At 58.3% G+C, this 17,544-nt stretch carries 22 protein-coding genes and 1 pseudogene; 13 read left to right on the top strand and 10 right to left on the bottom strand.

Going from position 1 to position 17,544, the window contains the following annotated elements:
* Window positions 1-270: 270 nt before the first annotated feature.
* The 6 genes and pseudogenes from FHT82_RS27645 to FHT82_RS27620 all read left to right on the top strand — a co-directional run.
* Entirely contained in the window at window positions 271-471 is a 201-nt protein-coding gene (locus FHT82_RS27645; RefSeq protein ID WP_183735902.1) for a hypothetical protein, read from the top strand.
* Window positions 472-631: 160 nt separating this feature from the next.
* On the top strand, window positions 632-1,537 hold the full coding sequence (locus tag FHT82_RS27640) for an alpha/beta hydrolase (RefSeq protein WP_183735901.1): 906 nt from the start codon (window positions 632-634) through the stop codon (window positions 1,535-1,537).
* Window positions 1,538-1,772: 235 nt separating this feature from the next.
* Window positions 1,773-2,438 (top strand): glutathione S-transferase family protein, encoded by a 666-nt coding sequence (locus tag FHT82_RS27635; RefSeq protein ID WP_183735900.1) that lies wholly within the window; start codon window positions 1,773-1,775, stop codon window positions 2,436-2,438.
* Between the two features lie 224 nt (window positions 2,439-2,662).
* On the top strand, window positions 2,663-2,986 hold the full coding sequence (locus FHT82_RS27630; protein WP_183735899.1) for a hypothetical protein: 324 nt from the start codon (window positions 2,663-2,665) through the stop codon (window positions 2,984-2,986).
* A 30-nt stretch (window positions 2,987-3,016) separates the two neighbouring features.
* Window positions 3,017-3,985: a hypothetical protein gene (locus FHT82_RS27625; RefSeq protein ID WP_183735898.1), complete on the top strand. Its 969-nt coding sequence runs from the start codon at window positions 3,017-3,019 to the stop codon at window positions 3,983-3,985.
* A gap of 11 nt (window positions 3,986-3,996) precedes the next feature.
* A pseudogene (locus FHT82_RS27620) lies at window positions 3,997-4,290 on the top strand (CbrC family protein); the annotation flags it as partial.
* Window positions 4,291-4,351: 61 nt separating this feature from the next.
* Here the strand turns inward: FHT82_RS27620 and FHT82_RS27615 are convergent.
* On the bottom strand, window positions 4,352-4,825 hold the full coding sequence (locus tag FHT82_RS27615; RefSeq protein WP_183735896.1) for a hypothetical protein: 474 nt from the start codon (window positions 4,823-4,825) through the stop codon (window positions 4,352-4,354).
* 187 nt (window positions 4,826-5,012) lie between these two features.
* On the opposite strand from FHT82_RS27615, the gene FHT82_RS27610 reads away from it, so the two are divergent.
* Both FHT82_RS27610 and gltS read left to right on the top strand, forming a co-directional pair.
* Window positions 5,013-5,747 carry a phosphotransferase gene (locus FHT82_RS27610; protein WP_183735895.1) on the top strand — a complete coding sequence of 245 codons (735 nt, stop codon included), beginning with the start codon at window positions 5,013-5,015 and terminating at the stop codon, window positions 5,745-5,747.
* A 209-nt stretch (window positions 5,748-5,956) separates the two neighbouring features.
* The gene (gene gltS / locus FHT82_RS27605; RefSeq protein WP_183735894.1) at window positions 5,957-7,162 is read left to right on the top strand and encodes a sodium/glutamate symporter; all 1,206 of its coding nucleotides are present in this window, start codon (window positions 5,957-5,959) and stop codon (window positions 7,160-7,162) included.
* A gap of 123 nt (window positions 7,163-7,285) precedes the next feature.
* Here the strand turns inward: gltS and FHT82_RS27600 are convergent, their stop codons facing one another.
* Window positions 7,286-8,014, bottom strand: a complete 729-nt coding sequence (locus FHT82_RS27600) for an SDR family NAD(P)-dependent oxidoreductase (RefSeq protein WP_183735893.1) — start codon at window positions 8,012-8,014, stop codon at window positions 7,286-7,288.
* Between the two features lie 89 nt (window positions 8,015-8,103).
* Here FHT82_RS27600 and FHT82_RS27595 point away from each other — a divergent pair, with 89 nt between their 5' ends.
* On the top strand, window positions 8,104-8,487 hold the full coding sequence (locus tag FHT82_RS27595) for a helix-turn-helix domain-containing protein (RefSeq protein ID WP_183735892.1): 384 nt from the start codon (window positions 8,104-8,106) through the stop codon (window positions 8,485-8,487).
* A gap of 40 nt (window positions 8,488-8,527) precedes the next feature.
* Here the strand turns inward: FHT82_RS27595 and FHT82_RS27590 are convergent, their stop codons facing one another.
* Window positions 8,528-9,421: a LysR family transcriptional regulator gene (locus FHT82_RS27590; RefSeq protein ID WP_183735891.1), complete on the bottom strand. Its 894-nt coding sequence runs from the start codon at window positions 9,419-9,421 to the stop codon at window positions 8,528-8,530.
* Window positions 9,422-9,578: 157 nt separating this feature from the next.
* Here FHT82_RS27590 and FHT82_RS27585 point away from each other — a divergent pair, with 157 nt between their 5' ends.
* Window positions 9,579-10,226 carry a hydrolase gene (locus FHT82_RS27585; RefSeq protein WP_183735890.1) on the top strand — a complete coding sequence of 216 codons (648 nt, stop codon included), beginning with the start codon at window positions 9,579-9,581 and terminating at the stop codon, window positions 10,224-10,226.
* 180 nt (window positions 10,227-10,406) lie between these two features.
* On the opposite strand, the gene FHT82_RS27580 is transcribed toward FHT82_RS27585, so the two are convergent.
* Complete coding sequence (locus FHT82_RS27580) at window positions 10,407-10,865, bottom strand: helix-turn-helix domain-containing protein (protein WP_183735889.1); 459 nt, start codon at window positions 10,863-10,865, stop codon at window positions 10,407-10,409.
* Window positions 10,866-10,976: 111 nt separating this feature from the next.
* On the opposite strand from FHT82_RS27580, the gene FHT82_RS27575 reads away from it, so the two are divergent.
* Window positions 10,977-11,699, top strand: a complete 723-nt coding sequence (locus FHT82_RS27575) for a hypothetical protein (RefSeq protein WP_183735888.1) — start codon at window positions 10,977-10,979, stop codon at window positions 11,697-11,699.
* A 37-nt stretch (window positions 11,700-11,736) separates the two neighbouring features.
* Here the strand turns inward: FHT82_RS27575 and FHT82_RS27570 are convergent, their stop codons facing one another.
* Both FHT82_RS27570 and FHT82_RS27565 read right to left on the bottom strand, forming a co-directional pair.
* Complete coding sequence (locus FHT82_RS27570) at window positions 11,737-12,243, bottom strand: GFA family protein (RefSeq protein WP_183735887.1); 507 nt, start codon at window positions 12,241-12,243, stop codon at window positions 11,737-11,739.
* Between the two features lie 243 nt (window positions 12,244-12,486).
* Window positions 12,487-12,891 (bottom strand): PAS domain-containing protein, encoded by a 405-nt coding sequence (locus tag FHT82_RS27565; RefSeq protein ID WP_183735886.1) that lies wholly within the window; start codon window positions 12,889-12,891, stop codon window positions 12,487-12,489.
* A 269-nt stretch (window positions 12,892-13,160) separates the two neighbouring features.
* On the opposite strand from FHT82_RS27565, the gene FHT82_RS27560 reads away from it, so the two are divergent.
* Window positions 13,161-13,541 (top strand): pentapeptide repeat-containing protein, encoded by a 381-nt coding sequence (locus FHT82_RS27560; RefSeq protein WP_183735885.1) that lies wholly within the window; start codon window positions 13,161-13,163, stop codon window positions 13,539-13,541.
* A 176-nt stretch (window positions 13,542-13,717) separates the two neighbouring features.
* On the opposite strand, the gene FHT82_RS27555 is transcribed toward FHT82_RS27560, so the two are convergent.
* Window positions 13,718-14,302: a glutathione binding-like protein gene (locus FHT82_RS27555; protein WP_183735884.1), complete on the bottom strand. Its 585-nt coding sequence runs from the start codon at window positions 14,300-14,302 to the stop codon at window positions 13,718-13,720.
* A 115-nt stretch (window positions 14,303-14,417) separates the two neighbouring features.
* Here FHT82_RS27555 and FHT82_RS27550 point away from each other — a divergent pair, with 115 nt between their 5' ends.
* On the top strand, window positions 14,418-14,795 hold the full coding sequence (locus FHT82_RS27550; protein WP_183735883.1) for a helix-turn-helix domain-containing protein: 378 nt from the start codon (window positions 14,418-14,420) through the stop codon (window positions 14,793-14,795).
* Window positions 14,796-14,852: 57 nt separating this feature from the next.
* Here FHT82_RS27550 and FHT82_RS27545 read toward each other — a convergent pair whose 3' ends face one another.
* The 3 genes from FHT82_RS27545 to FHT82_RS27535 all read right to left on the bottom strand — a co-directional run bounded on the left by FHT82_RS27545 (window position 14,853) and on the right by FHT82_RS27535 (window position 17,301).
* Window positions 14,853-15,329, bottom strand: coding sequence for an Imm8 family immunity protein (locus FHT82_RS27545; RefSeq protein ID WP_183735882.1), 477 nt, complete (start codon window positions 15,327-15,329; stop codon window positions 14,853-14,855).
* Window positions 15,330-15,456: 127 nt separating this feature from the next.
* Window positions 15,457-16,662: an MFS transporter gene (locus FHT82_RS27540; protein WP_183735881.1), complete on the bottom strand. Its 1,206-nt coding sequence runs from the start codon at window positions 16,660-16,662 to the stop codon at window positions 15,457-15,459.
* A 177-nt stretch (window positions 16,663-16,839) separates the two neighbouring features.
* Window positions 16,840-17,301 (bottom strand): hypothetical protein, encoded by a 462-nt coding sequence (locus FHT82_RS27535; protein ID WP_183735880.1) that lies wholly within the window; start codon window positions 17,299-17,301, stop codon window positions 16,840-16,842.
* Between the last annotated feature and the right edge of the window lie 243 nt (window positions 17,302-17,544).

Raw genomic sequence — 17,544 nt, 5'->3', positions numbered from 1 at the left:
CGAACATATACCGGCATAATCGGATCGACCGCCCAGCACCCGCATGGTCAGGCCATAGCTGGCTGTGATACCTGCGCTCTAATCGTCTGGTCTGCCCCTCGTGGCACTTTATTTATATCGCAACAGGCTTGCCGGCGTGAAAGCGGCAGCGCAGAGCCCCGTGGCACAGGCCCTATCGCAGAAACCGCCCCTGCCTTGCTTTTGCCACCACCTTGACATGTGTTCTTTGCAAATGCAGCCTACCATAGGTAAGGATATGGAGGACAGGCCATGGATGAGATGACCGCATCGGACATGCTGAGGGATCCGCTGATCCGCGAGATGCTGCGCGCCGACAGGATCAGCCTTGCCTCCTTCGCCGCGCTGCTCGATGCCGCCAGCCAGCGGCAGGCCCGCCGCGCCGCCGAAAACGCAGCTCCGCGGCCTGCGGCTCCGGAGGCCTGGAGCGGCGAGGCTCTTTCCACCGTTTGACGTTCCCCTGCCCGACCAGGGCAACCTTGGGCTCGCCCTAGCCAGGCGGGCCTTTTTTTGCGCCATGCCCTCCAGAGCCAGGCCGCCCGTGGCGATCGAGGCGGCATTGACCACATGCACGACCTCGCTAAGCTGAAATTCTCTCCCGGGGGACATTGATATGAAAAAAGTCCGTGCTGGAACGCTGGATATTGCCTATTTCGACACAGGCCCGGCGGATGGGGTAACAACCATATTGCTACATGGCTTCCCTTATGACGCACACGCCTACGACGAGACGGCAGAAATACTGGCAGCCTCCGGCCACCGCTGCATTGTGCCCTTTCTCAGAGGCTTTGGAGCCACAAGTTTTGTCTCCGGAAATACCCCGCGTTCCGGTGAACAAGCTGCCTTGGGCGCGGACCTGCTGGCCCTGTTGGAGGCGCTCTCGATAGAGGCCGCTTTTCTTGGCGGCTATGACTGGGGCGGGCGTGCAGCGTGCATCGTTGCGGCTCTCTGGCCAACCAGGGTACGCGGTTTGGTAAGCTGCGGCGTGGGCTACAACATTCAGGACATCGCTCGGGCGGGAGACCCCGCGCCACCCGAGGAAGAAGCTCGATATTGGTATCAGTATTATTTTCACTCGGAACGCGGTCGCAAGGCCCTGGAACAAAACCGCCGCGGCCTATGCGAATTCATCTGGAAAATCTGGTCACCGACATGGATGTTCGATAGCGCAACCTTCGACCGCACTGCCTCATCTTTCGACAATCCCGATTTCGTCGATGTCGTCATTCACTCCTACAGGCATCGCTTCGGCTATGGCCCCGGCGATCCCGGTGTTGCAGCCATAGAAGATCAATTGGCAAGGCAGCCGGACATCACCGTGCCGACGATTGTTCTTCAAGGCGGAGATGATGGCGTCGATCCTCCTGTAACGATCGACCTCGATGAACGCCACTTCAAAGCGGGATACGAACGGCGGATCATACCCGGCGCCGGTCACAATCTACCGCAGGAGGCCCCTCATGCCTTCGCATCCGCCATCCTCGATTTATCAAAGGCGGCCTCGACGACTTTGCCATGACCACAGCAGACACCTTCGGCTCGCATTAGGCAGGCGTTTTTTTTGCACCCTGCCCTCCGACCTGAACGCAGCCTGACAAGCTTCGCTCTTTGTGACCGGCACGCTATCGTTCCAGGGGTTGACCGATGGCGCAAGGCCGGCCCCGCTAGGTCCGCGCAGGGATTATGTCCGGCATCATCTGTCGGATTCCCGCCCGGCCGCTCGTCTTCCAGACGGCTAGATCATGGAGGATATTATGACGATTACCATTACCGCCTTCGAACGCTCGCCCGATCGCGGCAGAGGCCTGGCGCGCGATATGCGCGTTCGCTGGGCGCTCGAAGAAGTGGGGCAGCCCTATGAGGTCCGCCTCGTCTCGTTCAAGGCGATGAGAGAGCCCGCCCATCTGGCACTTCAGCCTTTCGGGCAGATCCCGACCTATGAGGAAGGCGATCTCGCCCTCTTCGAATCCGGCGCGATCGTCCTGCATATTGCCGAACACCATCCGGGCCTGCTGCCTGACGATGCCAACGCCCGCGCCCGCGCCATCGCCTGGCTCTTTGCTGCCGTCTCGACGATGGAGCCCGTCATCGTCGACCGCGAAACCGCCAGATTCCAGGAGGGCAAGGAGAGCTGGTACGAAGAGCGGCAGACCTACGTCCACGGGCGCATCCGCAAACGGCTCGGCGAACTCTCCGCCCGGCTTGGCACTGCCGAATGGCTGGACGGGAACTTCAGCGCCGGCGACCTACAGATGATCTCGGTTCTCTTGAGGCTGGAGGGATCGCCCCTGCTGGAGGAATATCCCAACCTCTGCGCCTACATCGCGCGCGGGCAGGCACGGCCGGCATATAAGCGTGCTTTCGAGGCGCAGAAGGCGGTGTTCCTGGCCGTGTCGGCTGGCGAGGGAAAATTCGGTTAGGACCGATGGGCGGCGAAGGCGGTCCCCCGCACCTTCACTTTATGCTCATCGTAGCGACGCCTGCACCAATCGTGTCTCACGATCGTTTCTCTCCGCCCGCAAGCTTCACTGTCTTTACATCCGAGTTGTAATTTCTCAGATCAACCTCAAATACAAGTTAAAGGTTGTAAATTACAAATACATACTTTAGTATTTATTTGTACTTTTTGCCTAGGGGGTGGCGAATGGAGGACGCATCTGACGTCTCGCAGAATACGAGTGCGCAAGAACGTATGATTCTGCGGAGAATTGAACTCTCTGCCGCATCAATCGGAAGATTGATCAACGTAATTAGCGTTATCGCCGGCCTGATAGCATTAATTATCATCTTAAGTGTTGTCGTGATCGCGGTCAGCGGCAGAGGAGCAATACCGCCAGAACTTTCAAATTGGGGCGGAATAATACTTGGGTTTTATTTTGGTCAATTCGTAAATCTTGTGAAGGACTATATGGGAATCATCAACGCCGTGGATCAGGTCCGGGGCAATCAGCAGGACGCGCGCAGTTAACTGCCGCCGGCGAACGTGAGGGAGGTCAAAATGGTTCGAGTAAGCAGTTTTGGTCAGGTCCGTGCGTGGTTGGCTACGGTTACTTTCCTCGGATTGCTAGCAGGTACCGGTTTAGGTGTTGCTTATGCGTCGTCGTTTTCATGTCCCACCAATTTTTTCGAAGGGGATTATAGCAAAGAGGGTGCCGCAGGAATTATCAACGACGGCAGTTCCGCATTCGAATTTAAATCATGGGCTTGGGAAAAAGACAATACAAAGTATATCTGTCATTGCGTTAGAAACCTTGCTGCAAATCCAGCTCGTATAGAGTGGAAAGAAATTAACCTTTCAGGCTGGCCCCGACTCCAACAAACATTATTTTCGATGTATTCTTATGAAGCCAATGGCATTGAAAAGAGAAATACAACAATAGAGTATGGCCCAAATAACAATCCAAAACACACAACAGTACCAACAGTATATCCAAAAATATCCATAAAAAAACAGAATAACCCTGATAAGCACTCAGACTCCATTGCTCTTGCAGAATATACTGAAACAAAAGGTCCATCACACCTTTCAATAGGCAGGATCTCCGTTCCTAACTCGGGGGCCGTTAAAGGAATGACAGACGATCAAATCGAGAAATATTTAGCGGAAAACGATAATGCTCTAAGTGATTTTTATATGGAGTTCAGGTCGGGCACATCGCAAAACGATGGAAAAATCACAGGGCTCACGTTTGATTGCGTATATGAAATCAGTGGGGGCGAGATGTCTATAATTGGATTTAAAATAGCCGATCCAAAAGTTCAAATGGCTATCTTTAACTCTGACGGGCCAGTTTTTCTAAGGATGTGGGGCTCGGGCGGGAACCGGATGTCTGGCGAGCTGAAGATCGAAGCTACGTCCATCGATCATCTCGAGACGAAAACATCGTCGATGCTGATAGTCGACGAAGACAATAAGATCCTAGGAAGTATGCCTATCGTATTTTTTGCTGACCAGACGAAAAAGTAGCAAATCTCGCAAAATCTCGCCAGGATACGGTGTGTAAGAGGACGCCCGGATTTGAAAGCTGGCAGACCAATCGATGGCTCTTTTCCGAGACGGACGCCATGGTGTTCGTTGGCGAGATCGATGGGGCCGCCTTGTTGGCCGAAGCGGACGATGCAAAAATGGCGGCCTGCCGGAAGGCGCTGGACGAGTGGCACTTTCCTGAGGACTTCGACGTTGCGGAAATCACCCGAGGAGGCCAGCCGGCCGTCTATCTTTTCAGGGACAGGCAATCCGGTGAATACAGCGCATATGCTGACATGACCTGAGGCACGCGGGAACGCAGTCGTTGGGGATGTATTGCGGTATCCGCGAGCGCGCAGCAGCGATCTAAAGGAAAAGTCGCCCCTCGGCTTTGTAGCCTTCCGGTTTTGGATCAGGAATGGCATGAAGCTTTTCCTTCATGTCAGCCCGAAGATACGTATCGAATACACAGCCTCTTCCACGCCCCATAAGGTGCCTGCCCGTTTCCCGTTCAAGCCAGGCGCTGGCGGTCGCGCCGACGAATTTCCGGTACTGGACTCTGTCGGCCAACGGCTTGCTGAGACAGAATGTCTCGCGTTGGTTCCCTGAGGCTTCGGCCTGAGGGTGTTTCGAATGGTCGTAGTTCCACCAGACCGAAACACGCAACTCGCCGTAGCTGATGCTTTTCCAGAGCACCACGGACGGATGTCCGGCGATACCCGCAAACAGGTGACCATCCTCGTCGGTTGGACCATTACCGGGCGGGGCAGCAAGGGATATTCCGCCCTGCCTGATTGCCTCGTTCATTCCCAAGACCAGCAATTTCCGGTAGCTGTCCATGAGCCCCTCCCCTGATATCTGACAATACCTCTGCATAGGCTTGGTTGAGGTGGTGGCGGACGAACGAGCGAGTTGGAGCCGAGCCGACGAAAGCCTTGACCGCTTTGCGCCACCATGGAACATCGTGGCGTCGCAAATTTTCGCTGTTTCTTCCGTCAATTTAATCAGGCCGCCAGGGATATCGCCAATGGGATGGGAAGCACTCAAGCGATGGAGTGACGATGCGGTTCGCATCGAACCCCTTACGGGTGGAGTTGCCAATGATGTGTGGAGCGTTCGCGTTCATGGGCAGATCGCAGTCGGTCGTCTCGGCTCCAGAACCGACGCTGATCTCGCATGGGAAACCGAGCTGCTCCAACACCTCGACCGTGAAGGCATGACCGTTCCAGTGCCGATCCCGACGGCTGACGGCCGGCTGTTCGTGGACGGTCTGGTGGTGATGAAATACATGGAAGGCGGACCGCCCGAGACGCAGTCCGACTGGCGTCGCGTGGCCGACACGCTCCGCGAGCTGCATCGGTTGACGCAGGGCTGGCCGCAGCGCCCAGGCTGGCGGTCGTCGACCGACCTCCTGCATGCCGAAACCGGAACGAGGATCAACCTTTCCACGATGCCGCCTGAGGGCGTTATTCGATGTCGAGCAGCGTGGGCGCGGCTGATCGGGCGTCAGACATGCGTTGTCCACGGCAACCCGAACAACCCCGGCAACGTCCGCATGACCGCAGATCGGGTCGCGTTGATCGACTGGGATGAGTCACACGTCGACGTCCCCGATCTTGACCTCGTACTGCCCGGCAACGCCGCCGATCTCGATGACGGCGCGCATGACATAGCCGCGCAGGCATCAGCCGCATGGGAAGCCGCCGTCTGTTGGCAGGACGAGTACGCAGTCAGACGGCTTGCCGAAGTTCGACCGGTCTGAGCAGTTTCGGCGGATCGACCGGCCTATCAAAGATGGAGCGTGTGCCTTGAAGCGCCGTAATGCGCCCCGCACCGAGCGCTAAAGTTCCGACGAACAAAGGTCATGCCCTGATAGCGGCGAGACGACAAAACAATATTTTCACTGGTTCAGTCAAAGCGCGTGTGTCAGTGTTTTGCAACCGACAAGGCGCGTGGCGGTGAAGGTGGCACATGTCGACAATACAGGTCCCGGGACTGCTGTCGTTCACCATAGCGATCCTCGTGTTCTTCGCCGGCGCGAACCTCAATCGGCTCATCCCCGCCCTCACCCGCTGGAGCATCCCGGAGGCGGTCACGGGCGGGCTCCTGGCAGCACTCGTGACGCTCGTCGCCTATGAGTTCTTCGACATCGAGATCAGCTTTGCGCTTGGCGCACGCGACATGCTGCTGCTTTATTTCTTCACCGGCGTCGGCCTGAACGCGCGGGTCTCCGATCTCCTTGCCGGCGGCAAGCCGTTTCTCATCCTGCTGGCCCTCACGCTCGCGTTTCTTGTGATCCAGAACCTCCTCTCCATGGGAGCCGGCGCGGTGCTCGGTCTTCCGCCGGGCATGGCAATCCTTCTCGGTTCGACCTCGCTGATCGGCGGACACGGCACGACGATTGCCTGGGCTCCGATCGTGTCGAGCCGTTTCGGTCTCACCAATGCTCTCGAAATCGGCATTGCCAGCGCAACGCTCGGCCTGGTCGTCGCCAGCCTCGTCGGGGGACCGGTCGCGCAGTATCTGATCACCCGGAATGGCTTGAGCGGCCCCAAGGACGAGGAGCTGACGATCGGGGTGTCGCGGGAGGCCGTTGCCGGCCACGAGGACGATGTCAGTTACATCAGCCTGTTGCGCACGTTGCTGGTGACAAATGTTGCAATCATCATCGGCTACGCCCTGCACGAGATTATCCTCGACGCAGGAATCAATCTTCCGCTGTTCGTCGTCTGCCTGCTGGTCGCCATCGTGATGACGAACAGCGTTCCGTTCCTGGTGCCGCGCCTGCCCTGGCCGACGCACACCCGCGGCCTGGCGCTCATATCCGATCTCTCGCTGAACATATTCCTGGCGATGTCCTTGATGAGCATGCAGTTGTGGGGCATGAGCGGGCTCGGCCTTTCGCTGGCAATCGTGCTGGCGGTGCAGACGCTTGCGGCCATCGTCTACATCATCTTCGTCGTGTTCCCGGCCATGGGGCGCAACTACAATGCGGCAGTCATTTCCGCCGGCTTTTGCGGGATTGCGCTCGGCGCTACCCCGACGGCAATCGCCAATATGACGGCGGTCACCAAGATCCACGGTGCAGCGACCATCGCGTTCATCATCCTGCCGCTCGTCTCCGCATTCTTCATCGATCTGGCAAACGCAGCCGTGCTTGGGTTCCTTGTCCGCTGATTGGTCCTGCGCCCGCTATGCCGTGATGTGAGGAGATCGCAACGGCGGGCTATGCGTAGAACAAAGCTCATCTTGAGCGGGGTCAGCGGTGTTGCCGCTGGCCCCTTACGATGGCCCTGTTGATCAATGCGGGTAGCGACTGGCCGGCAGGATCGACTCGGCACGGGACCGGTCGGCCGCCATCGACCAGATTTCCTCCGCAAGTACGTCGGGATCGATCGTCGTTAAGCGCGGATCATCGAGCGGCATGCCACTTGCGGCCGCGACTCGAAGGCCGGTGGAGTTGTCGATCATGGCACCGATGTGGAGCATCCCGGCGAACACGCCGCGCGCCTTGATCTCTTCGTGGAGGCCGAGGATGTAATTGCGCGTAGCGGCAAAGGCCGGTCCTGGGCCGCTCAATCCGGCCATCGGCGTTACCGCCGAAAGACCGTCCGCGACGATGATCGCCCCATTGCCGCGAGCAAGCATACCCGGCAATACCGCACGGACGACTTCGACTGGAGCCAAGGTCAGGATATTGACGAGTTCCTTGAGCAAGGCGGCCGTCAGATCGACAGCCGGAAGCATACGAAAGCTGCCGACAGGCGCGAAAACGGCGGTGTGAATCGGTCCCGACTTCTCTTCGATCTTTTCCACCAGAGCCGCGATTGCGTCGATCTCACTGAGATCGCCGGGAAAGGCAGTTGCGTCTACGCCCTGCGCCGACAGCCCGGACACCCTCTGGTCAAGAGACTGGGCGTTGCGGGCGACGAGTGCGACGCGGAATCCGGCCTTTCCATAGCGCCTTGCGACGGAAGCACCCAACCCTGTGCCGGCACCAAAAATCGCGATTGTTTTCTGGTCAGTCATGACATCTCCTGTGGTAGTATGTTTTGCTGACTAGATATGTCTGCCAGACTGCATCAGCACAAGAACGCATAAAATTAGGGCCTGGTCACATGGATTTACCTACCCCGCCGCCGCAACCGGGAACGAGCATGGACTGTCGTCCAATCAGCCAGATGCTTGGTCGCATTGGTGACAAGTGGACGATCATGACGATCACGATGCTGCTCGATGGTCCGAGGAGATTTAACGAACTGCGCCGGCTTATCGGGGGCATCAGTCAGCAGATGCTGACACGCACCTTGCGTGCCCTTGAAAACGATGGTCTCGTTTCCAGAAAGGTCTATCCGACAATCCCGCCTCAGGTGGAATATAGTCTTACCACCCTCGGCAGGTCCCTTGCCGAGCCTTTAACGCAGCTGACGCGCTGGGTTCTGTCGAATATGAGTGAAATCGAGCGCAATCGCCTGGAAGCGACCAAAGATACCGCCAGATGAGAGCGCCGGGCGCCATTCGGACCTCGCGCCATCAGTGCCCTCAGCGGCTTCCGCCCAAAGGCGGCGGAGCCTCCACGAAACAGTCGATCAGCATGTCCGTGAGGACGCGGATCTTCCGTGCGGGATGCGGCCCCGCCGGGCGGACGAGATAGATGCCCGCCGGCGGTGGCGGATAGCGTGTCATGACCGGCACCAGCGCGCCGGAAGCGATATGCTCATGGGTCACGCCTTCGGGGATCCAGGCTATGCCGAGCCCCGCCAAGGCGGCGGCGGCAAGGGCGAGCGCATTGTCTGCCTTGAAGCGCCCCCGCGGATGAACCGTGATGATCTCGTCTCCGTCGAGGAATTGCCAGGGTTCCGTTCCCTGCATGAGGGCCTCGTGGCCGGCGAGATCCTCCGGCGTCTCGGGCGCGCCATGCCTCCTGATATAATCAGGGCTTGCGACCAGTTTTCCGTAGAGCGGACCGATGCGCCTTGCGACCAGGTTGGAATCCGGCAGATAGCCGACCCGGATCGCGCAATCGAAACCCTCTGCGATGAGATCGACGAAGCGATCGCTGTAGGAGGCATGGATGTGCAGTTCGGGATGGCGTTGCGCCATCTGCGCAAGCACGTGCGCGAAGTGGCTGGGGCCGAAGGACAGCGGCACGGCAACACGCAGCCGGCCGCGAAGGTCACCGGAAGGCAGGATCGTTTCTCTCGCCACATCGATCTCGGCACAGACCCTGGCTGCATGATCCCGAAACGTGATCCCCGCTTCTGTGAGCGCCGCGCCGCGTGTCGTCCGTGCCAGAAGCTGGACGCCGAGTTCGGCTTCAAGCCGGATGAGCCGCCGGCTGACCATCGACTTGGAGATGCCGAGCCGCCGCGCGGCAGGCGAAACGCCGCCGGCATCGGCAACTTCGACGAATGTCCTGAGATCTTCGATTTCCAATTTGGCGTTCCCCATTTCGCGACACAGCTTGGCACCGTTGCAGGCTACCGTAACGAAAACAGGAATGACAGTGTGCGTTTCGCAGGCGGCGCGGCTGTCAGCGCATGTCTGCCGATAGCCCGAATTCACACATAAAACGGCAGCAGAGGATATATTCATGACCTTTCGTAATGGCCTTGCCTCGCTTCTTCGTCCCGAAGATTCCGTACTCGTTCTGATCGACCACCAGCCTTATCAACTCGCAAACCTGAACAGCCACGATCCGCAAGCTGTGGTCAACAACACGACCGCGCTGGCGAAGCTGGCAAAAGCCTTCAATGTTCCGACCATTCTCACCAGCGTGATCGCGGCGCGCGGCGGACTTCTCTTCAAGCAGATAACCGACGTATTTCCGGACCAGGACGTCATCGATCGCACCTGGGTGAACACCTGGCAGGACGAGAATGTGGTTGATGTCGTCAAGGCGACCGGCCGCAAGCAGCTGATCATCGCCGGCCTGTGGACCGAGGTCTGCGTCGCAATGCCGGTGATCCAGGCCGCCGGCGAAGGCTGGGACGTGACCGTGATCACCGACGCGTCGGGCGGGATTTCGAAGGAGTCTCACGAAGTTGCCGTCCAGCGCATGATCGCGGCCGGTGCGAACCCGATGACCGTGATGGCGCTCGCCGGCGAATGGCAACGCGATTGGGCGCGCACCGAGCATGTCGAGGAGCTGACCGAGATTCTCATCCAGCACTTCGCCGGCAGCGGCATCGCCTATCTCTGGGAACAGCAGCTCCTCAATACGCCGATCCCCACTGCATAATTCCTTAAATCGGAATCGATTTAAGAACAAAATTATGCAGAAACTCAAAGTGTTACAGCGTCCTTTGCGCGTCTCAAAAGACGCGCGGCGCTGTAATAACGCAGGCTGATATGAGCGGGGGTGACGAGACCCTGACCGGAGCGACGTGAATAACCTCATCGCTTGCCAGGCTCGTCATCCCTATCCGTCGACCGGGAACGCTTCAATGCGAAACTGCCGGGGTCCCAGGGGCCGGCCATCCCCGGCCGCAAGCTGAAGCTTCTGCAAGGGCTGTCCGTTCAGGCTGTCCACGATTGCATAGTTCAGTTCACCTTCCGCAAAGCAATGCTCCTCCCCCCATTGCCAGAGAGCGACGAGGACCACGCTCAGCTCGTAACCTTTCGGCGTCAGAAGATAGAGATGGCTGAGTGCGGAGTCGGGGTCCGGCTCCACCGTGAAGATGCCCTCCTCCACGAGCTTTCGCAGGCGAACCGACAAGATGTTCTTTGCGAGCCCGAGGCTCTTCTGGAATTCGGAAAACCGTCGAAGCCCCTTGAAAGCCTCCCTGATGATGAGGAGCGACCACCAATCTCCGACGGCTTGCAGAGACCGCGCGATCCCGCACTGGGCGTCCCCCATGTCAGTCCGCTTGCCCTTCATTGTCTCGCCTTTCATCCAAATTATGGTTGCAAAGTTAAACCAATTGGAGATAGATGTCGATAGGTTTCAAAGTTAAACCTTTATGATCATCACGAACCGGAGGGTCTTTGAGTGACCGACCTATTGGATCTCGCAATCGAAGCGCATGGCGGCCTGCAACGCTGGCAGCGGATCGAGCAACTGCATGCCCATATCAAAATTGGCGGCGCGGTCTGGCATGTGAAGGGCTGGCCGGATGTCTATGCCGACATCCACACATCGGTCTCCGCCCGTCGTCCGCACACCGAATTCACTCCCTTCCTGGAGAAAGGGCAGCATTGCATCTGGGAGCCGGAGCGAACGGCGATCGTCGCGGATAGCGGCGACGTCGTCGAGCAACGCGTCGCGCCGCGCTCCTTCTTCGAAGGGCATACGATCCCCACACCGTGGGACCGGCAGCATCTGATCTATTTCACCGGCTATGCCATGTGGACCTATCTGACGACGCCGTTCCTCTTCACGCTTCCCGGTTTCAGGACGCAGGAGATTGAGCCGTGGCAGGAAGAGGATGAAATCTGGCGCCGGCTGAAGGTAACATTCCCCTCGACTGTCCCCAGCCATTCCACCGTGCAGACCTTCTATTTCAACGCGGACGGTCTGTTGCGACGCCATGACTATAGCGTCGACATCATGGGCGGCACCAAGAGTGCCAACTATGCCAGCGACGTCAGGAGTTTCGGCGGTTTGATGATCCCGACGAAGCGCAGGGTCTACGCAACCGGCCCGGACAACCGGCCCATCCTCGATCGGGTCGCCGTCTCGATCGATCTGCTCGACGTCGGCATAGAGCCGTAGCCCGCCCACCGGTGACCAGTGGAACAGGACTCAGCCATCACGCCCCCCTCACCGCCCCTTTGACCGCCCATGAGGTCGTGTCGTGATCGGGGTGCTGGTTGCTGCTCTCCTTGATCGCCGCCGCCCAGTCAGCGCCGTTGTTTTCGGTCGCGCCGGTATTTTCGATGCCCGTGATCGTATCGAACCATGCCACCATGTTCTCGGTGCAGGTATTGGCATGCGGCGCGAAGGCGTTTGGATCGTCGAGCGAACCGATCATCAGGTTCGTGCGGCCGTTTTCGAGGTGGTGGAAGAACAAGGGCGTGCCGCAATTGGCGCAGAAGCCGCGCTCGACAAGCTCCGAGCTCTTCCAGACATCAGGCTTGCCGCGTGTCCAGATGAGCGCGTCATCGGGCGCGGCGACGAGCGCGGCAAAGATGTTGCCCGAGGCCTTCTGGCACATGCGGCAATGGCAGAGATGCGAATTGTCGAGCATGGCGGTTGCGTGGTAGCGCACGGCGCCGCACTGGCAGCCGCCGCTGACCTCCATCTCGATACGTTTCATTTTTTGCTCCTTCAAAAGACAGGTTTGCGGTTAATCCCTTCTAGATTTTTGCTTTTTGATCGTCCAGCGCAGCCGGCCTCTCCAGCCACGATGGAAACGTTCATCAGAGACTCATGGAAGCCGCGTTATCTGGAGGCGGTTGCGGACGAACACCAGCCCGAGACATTTCAGATGTGGAGTGCAAAGGGTTAGTTGCATTGCGGCTGAACGCCCGAGCTTGTGCGGATTGACGGCAAGGCCGTTCTAATGCGTCAGCGATCCCTGATGCTCGCGCTCGTCCATCGGAACGACGATGCCGGAATAGAGGATGGGTGATCCGCTGTGATCGCGAAAGGCTCGGCCGAAAGCGGCGACCATCCGGTACCGCCCGTCCCTGCCCTCTACGCGATAGGTGCTCTGTTGTGCGATTTCGGCAACGAGCACTTCCGAGATCTTCTTTGCCAGTTGCGGCCGGTCATCGGGATGGACACGCGCAAGATAGTCCTCCAGCGGCAGGCCGCGCACCGTGGCGGCAGCGTCGAGGCCGAAAAGCTCGGCGAGCGCGCTGTCTGCGAAGACGAGGTTTCTGACGATGTCCCAAGTATAGATTCCCGCATCGCAGGCTGCTTCCTCGAATATCTCGAACGAATGAACGGATTGCCCAGTCATTGCCTGCATGTTCCCGCGATTATTATGGTAGAAACTAAAGGTTTGCCGGATAACTTCAAGCTGGGATTGACCACAGTGCGGCGCAGGTCGCCGGCGCATTCAGTCCGCGACCTCAAGATGATGCCGTGTTTTCGCGGCCGACTTTTGTGACCTGCGACGAACGGCGGCCAGAATTGCGTGGGCTCGTTTCTATGTCAGATTCGACGGTCGCAAACGATGACGCAATCTGGCATTCTCCAGGTCACAATCATCAACCGGAGGGTACAACAATGAGCGATCGCCAGGAACACAACCAGTTTGATGGCCCTCAGATGCAGGGAGCGCATTACGAACGCGCCGATATGTCAGGCGCTAATTTCGATGGCGTCAACCTCGCGGACGCACGGTTTTACGCTGTTTTGACCAAGGCAAGATTCACGGACACCAATCTAAGCGAAGCGGTTTTTGACGATATCACCCTTGCAGACGCGCGCTTTAATAACGTCAATCTGTCTGGAGCCGCCATCACGAATGCAAACCTGTCGCGACTGACCATAAGCGGCGTCACGTTGGCAGATTCGGACATCAAGGATGCCGATTTGACTGGGATGCGGATCAACGGCGTTCTCGTAACCGATCTGTTCATGGCCTATGAACAGGCGAAAGCCTGAAAGCCATTTACTCCCGAGATAATGCATGACGTCGCAAATATCCTGCAGACCGTCTGAAGATTCCGATCAGGAGCGCACTGAGGGTTTCAGGCAACGTGCTGTTGCAAATATCTCTCCGCAGGCGGAGCGACGCGTGGCCAGGGAACGTGCGCGGTCAGTTTGCCCCGGCCATCCGATCAGCCCAGCCCCTCCTCTGCCAATGCCCTGACCACGCAGGGCAGCGCCCGCATGTGCTCGAAGAACCGGCGCAGCGCCTCCGGCAGGTCGACGCCGCTTCTCGGCGCGACCATCAGCACCCAGAACAGGTAGCAATCGGCAATCGTCATCTCGTCGCTGACGAGGAATTTTTTATCGTCCATCTGGTCGGCAAGGATTGCGAAGGCCTGCGCGAGCTTTTCGCGGGCACGCTCCTTCTCCAGCTCGGAGAAATTCCGGAAGAAGGGGTTGTACCGCGAATGGATCTCGGAGGACATGAAGGCCAGCGCCTCCAGCGCCCGCCAGCGAACGATGCCGTCTTTGGGCAAGAGCTTGCCGCTCGTCTCGGCGATATAGGCCAGGATGACCTGGTTCTCCGTCAGGATCGTTCCGTTCTCCAGTTCGAGCGTCGGAATGTAGCCCTTGGGATTGATCGACAGGAAATCGCGGCCGTCCTCCGTCTTCTTGCCATGATCGATGCTGATGAGGCGATAGGAAAGCCCGGTCTCGATGAGCGCAATATGATCGGCAAGGCTGCAGGCGCCCGGATAGTAGATGAGGTTCATGGTGGTCTCCTGGTGGCAGACCCATCTCGTCGAAGACAAGGTCTGGAATGTTGACCACGGCCATTTATGGGACCTAGAATTGTCCGTCAAAAGCATATCTTTGGGAGCTGGTCAGATGGATGTGACCGCCAGGCCGACAGCGGCAGACTGCAGGGGCGTCAGCGAGATCCTGAGCCGCGTCGGCGACAAGTGGACGATCCAGGTCGTCGTCGCGCTTCGGCTGGGTGCGCTGCGCTTCAACGGGCTCAAACGGCAGGTCGGCGGCATTTCGCAGCAGATGCTGACGCGGACGCTGAAGACGCTGGAGCGCGACGGCATGATCGCAAGAACCGTTCACCCCAGCACCCCGCCGCAGGTCGAATACACGCTGACCCCGCTCGGGCTTTCCCTGTCGGAAACCGTGCGGCCCCTCGCCGATTGGGCGGCCGAAAACAGGCAAAACATCGAGGACAACCGCCTGCGCTACGACACCAGCCGGGAGGAGGAATTCTAGAACGTAGACTCATTACTTCGTAGCCAGATCGGAAAACGACCCGTTGGTGACGTTAGATCACGTTCCCGCCATGCCTTCATATTCCCAGTCGAAACACCTTCTAAGTTCTCGAACACTATCGTCCCACGTCCCGCGCTCGCATTTCACCAAGATGTTGAGAAGACTCGCTAAGACATCGTGCCATTTGAACACATCGACATAAACCCATGCGTTAGACCGCCGCGGCAGGCTGGATCTCAAATCGCTGGTCACGACATAGACACGGAAATCGTCGGCTCCTACGTCGTCGTCCCACCCAATGGTTAGACACATGGCCAGCGCAACACTTCTGGGATTGGCGGGTTCCCATTGTTCAAGGAGCTCCACCGAATCGAGCATCTTTGTACCCTCATCAATCTCGTCTTGCGTATAGCCCTCACGAATTCGGCTCTCGGCAACATCACCGAGGTTTGAAGCATCCAAGCTTCGCAAGGAGATGCGACAAGGTAGGGAGCCCTTCGCAATCTCAAGCCATTTCTCGTTCGGTCGTGTCAATGTGCACCCTAACGTCTCTGCGTCATGGAAAATGATTAGGTCGTGCAATGATAGCGGTTGACGGCTCCAAGTGGAACTTCCGCTTTCTCTACCCACATGATCCCGCACGCATTTATGAGTTCACAGCCTAGGATGCGCCGGCGACTGCTTCGCTCATCGGGCGCCGGCCCCTGAGAAGAAGCTGGACGAAGATCGCGCTGCAGGAGCAGACCAGACACAGGATCAGCACCGCCCTGCTGCCAAGACTGGTCATCAGGGAAATCAAGACCGGAGGAGAGATCGCCGAGATCCAGTTCAATGGCAGGGCGATCCGCGAGAGCGCCTTTGCGAACTCTCCCTTGTCATAGAAGACGAGCGGTATGGTTGACCTTGCGACGGCGAGCGCCCCGCTGCTGATGCCATAGAGAACCAGGAAGATGGCCACGGCCGTCGCCGACCCCTGGGCCATCACGAGGATGACCAGCGATCCGCACAGAATTACCGATGACGCGACTCCTATCGTCACGCCGTCCCACCGTTTTTCCGTGATGATATTAAGCCCCCGAGCGCAAATCTGCACGATGCCGAGCGCCGAGCCGTAGCCAAGCGCCTGCGCGGGGTTCAGGCCCTCCGCCTTCAGGAGCTCGATCAGAATGGAGCTGAAGCCGAAGGTGATGAAGGCATTGAGCGCGATGGCCGCGACGATGAGATAAAAGGTCCGGTCATAGGACCTTGCCGAACCCTGAGACGTCGTCGCCTTGATAGGCGCTGCGCCTTTGCTCCGTCGCGGCAGGCCGAAAATGTAGAGCGGCAGGCAGACCCTGATCATGACCGCGGCATAGATTTCGCACGTGCCGCGCCATCCGATTTCCGCCGACAGGAACGACGTGAGAGGCCAGAACACTGTGCCGAACAAGCCGGAAACCAGTGCCAGGCTGGCAATCGCCCGCGCGGCATTCCGGCCTGCGATCTCGTTGAGCAGGATATGTGCCGGCGTGGTGAGACTGGCGCTTCCCGCCGCTCCGAGAACCAGCCAGCCCAGGAAATAAGTGATCGGCGAATGCGACAATGACACAAGCACCAGGCCCAAAGCCGACATGATCGTTCCGCCGATCATGACCGGACGCGCTCCAACGCTTGTGAAAAGGCGCGAGAGAAAAGGAGCGCAGGCACCCATCGTCACGTAGAAAACGGTCGTTCCGACAAAGACCGTCGACATATCGACGTTGAGATCCGCCGCCATGTCCCGACTGACGACCGCCGGGAAACTGACCGCGCCCCACCCTATCAACTGGGCGACAGACAGCACTATCAAAGGCAGCAGAATCTTCGTCTCAGATGCGGACTCGGTCATACATCATTCCTGATTTGCAATTGCAAATCACTAGCAACTGGAGTGCTTCAGTTTTATGACAGCGGGTCCCTCACGCGGTGACGGATACCGGTTTCGGGAGGTCTGTTCTGCGCCACCAAGATCAAAATTGCCGGTTGCAGAAACAGGTGAGGACCATATGATCGGGTCAACACCCGCTCACTCGAACAATTGCGACACCGACACTTGTCGGATGCGCCGTTCGTCCGAGGTGAAGCTTAGAAGCATCCGCTTGTCTCCAAGCACCCAGCGATCGTTTTTCAAACTACCACCGCTGCTCCATTCCGGCTCCCCGAACTTTGCTCGCGCCTGCTCCCGGGTCATGGTCATATCGAGATCGAAAGGCGTTCCATCGATCGGTCTTCCTGCTTCCTCCGGAAGAACGAAGAATGTACGCAGAACCAACTCCCCTTCCGCAAAGCGCGTCCCGTTCGGCAACTCGCTTCCGAGAGTAAAGAGCAGTTCAATCTGTTGACCGGGGACCTCGACGTTCGTTTCCTTCTCGCCGCGTGGCGGCCGCTCGAGCGGGAGCGTCGCACCCAGCGACTTCAAGTAGTCCACGACCGCTGCGTCGGTTTCCGACTTTCCCAGCAATGCCAGCGCGCCCTTGTAGATTGCCATGCAACAGCTCCAATGCTTACTTGCGACGATTGCCATGAGATCGGTACCGGGACGCCGCGAAGACCCTGTCAATAATGAGCAACGACGATTGGGACAAGTGGCTCAAGAAGATGATCCGGAACAATCGAGAAGGCAGGTGAAAACATGAGTGCAGATCGACTGTTTACCCAAACTGAATTGCCCGGAAAACCGGCCGATCGGTTCATCCAGGACGGCGGACATTCATTATCGATCAGCTTGATT

The sequence above is a fragment of the Rhizobium sp. BK275 genome, assembly GCF_014193555.1.
In the GTDB taxonomy this organism is placed as follows: Bacteria; Pseudomonadota; Alphaproteobacteria; order Rhizobiales; family Rhizobiaceae; genus Rhizobium.
This window is presented reverse-complemented; position numbering and strand designations above follow the sequence as displayed.

Bases quoted from the DNA above. Each gene is read 5' to 3' on its own strand.
- FHT82_RS27645 (WP_183735902.1), top strand. From the start codon at position 271: ATGGATGAGATGACCGCATCGGACATGCTGAGGGATCCGCTGATCCGC.
- FHT82_RS27640 (WP_183735901.1), top strand. From the start codon at position 632: ATGAAAAAAGTCCGTGCTGGAACGCTGGATATTGCCTATTTCGACACA.
- FHT82_RS27635 (WP_183735900.1), top strand. From the start codon at position 1,773: ATGACGATTACCATTACCGCCTTCGAACGCTCGCCCGATCGCGGCAGA.
- FHT82_RS27630 (WP_183735899.1), top strand. From the start codon at position 2,663: ATGGAGGACGCATCTGACGTCTCGCAGAATACGAGTGCGCAAGAACGT.
- FHT82_RS27625 (WP_183735898.1), top strand. From the start codon at position 3,017: ATGGTTCGAGTAAGCAGTTTTGGTCAGGTCCGTGCGTGGTTGGCTACG.
- FHT82_RS27615 (WP_183735896.1), bottom strand. From the start codon at position 4,825: ATGGACAGCTACCGGAAATTGCTGGTCTTGGGAATGAACGAGGCAATC.
- FHT82_RS27610 (WP_183735895.1), top strand. From the start codon at position 5,013: ATGGGATGGGAAGCACTCAAGCGATGGAGTGACGATGCGGTTCGCATC.
- gltS (WP_183735894.1), top strand. From the start codon at position 5,957: ATGTCGACAATACAGGTCCCGGGACTGCTGTCGTTCACCATAGCGATC.
- FHT82_RS27600 (WP_183735893.1), bottom strand. From the start codon at position 8,014: ATGACTGACCAGAAAACAATCGCGATTTTTGGTGCCGGCACAGGGTTG.
- FHT82_RS27595 (WP_183735892.1), top strand. From the start codon at position 8,104: ATGGATTTACCTACCCCGCCGCCGCAACCGGGAACGAGCATGGACTGT.
- FHT82_RS27585 (WP_183735890.1), top strand. From the start codon at position 9,579: ATGACCTTTCGTAATGGCCTTGCCTCGCTTCTTCGTCCCGAAGATTCC.
- FHT82_RS27580 (WP_183735889.1), bottom strand. From the start codon at position 10,865: ATGAAGGGCAAGCGGACTGACATGGGGGACGCCCAGTGCGGGATCGCG.
- FHT82_RS27570 (WP_183735887.1), bottom strand. From the start codon at position 12,243: ATGAAACGTATCGAGATGGAGGTCAGCGGCGGCTGCCAGTGCGGCGCC.
- FHT82_RS27565 (WP_183735886.1), bottom strand. From the start codon at position 12,891: ATGACTGGGCAATCCGTTCATTCGTTCGAGATATTCGAGGAAGCAGCC.
- FHT82_RS27560 (WP_183735885.1), top strand. From the start codon at position 13,161: ATGAGCGATCGCCAGGAACACAACCAGTTTGATGGCCCTCAGATGCAG.
- FHT82_RS27555 (WP_183735884.1), bottom strand. From the start codon at position 14,302: ATGAACCTCATCTACTATCCGGGCGCCTGCAGCCTTGCCGATCATATT.
- FHT82_RS27550 (WP_183735883.1), top strand. From the start codon at position 14,418: ATGGATGTGACCGCCAGGCCGACAGCGGCAGACTGCAGGGGCGTCAGC.
- FHT82_RS27540 (WP_183735881.1), bottom strand. From the start codon at position 16,662: ATGACCGAGTCCGCATCTGAGACGAAGATTCTGCTGCCTTTGATAGTG.
- FHT82_RS27535 (WP_183735880.1), bottom strand. From the start codon at position 17,301: ATGGCAATCTACAAGGGCGCGCTGGCATTGCTGGGAAAGTCGGAAACC.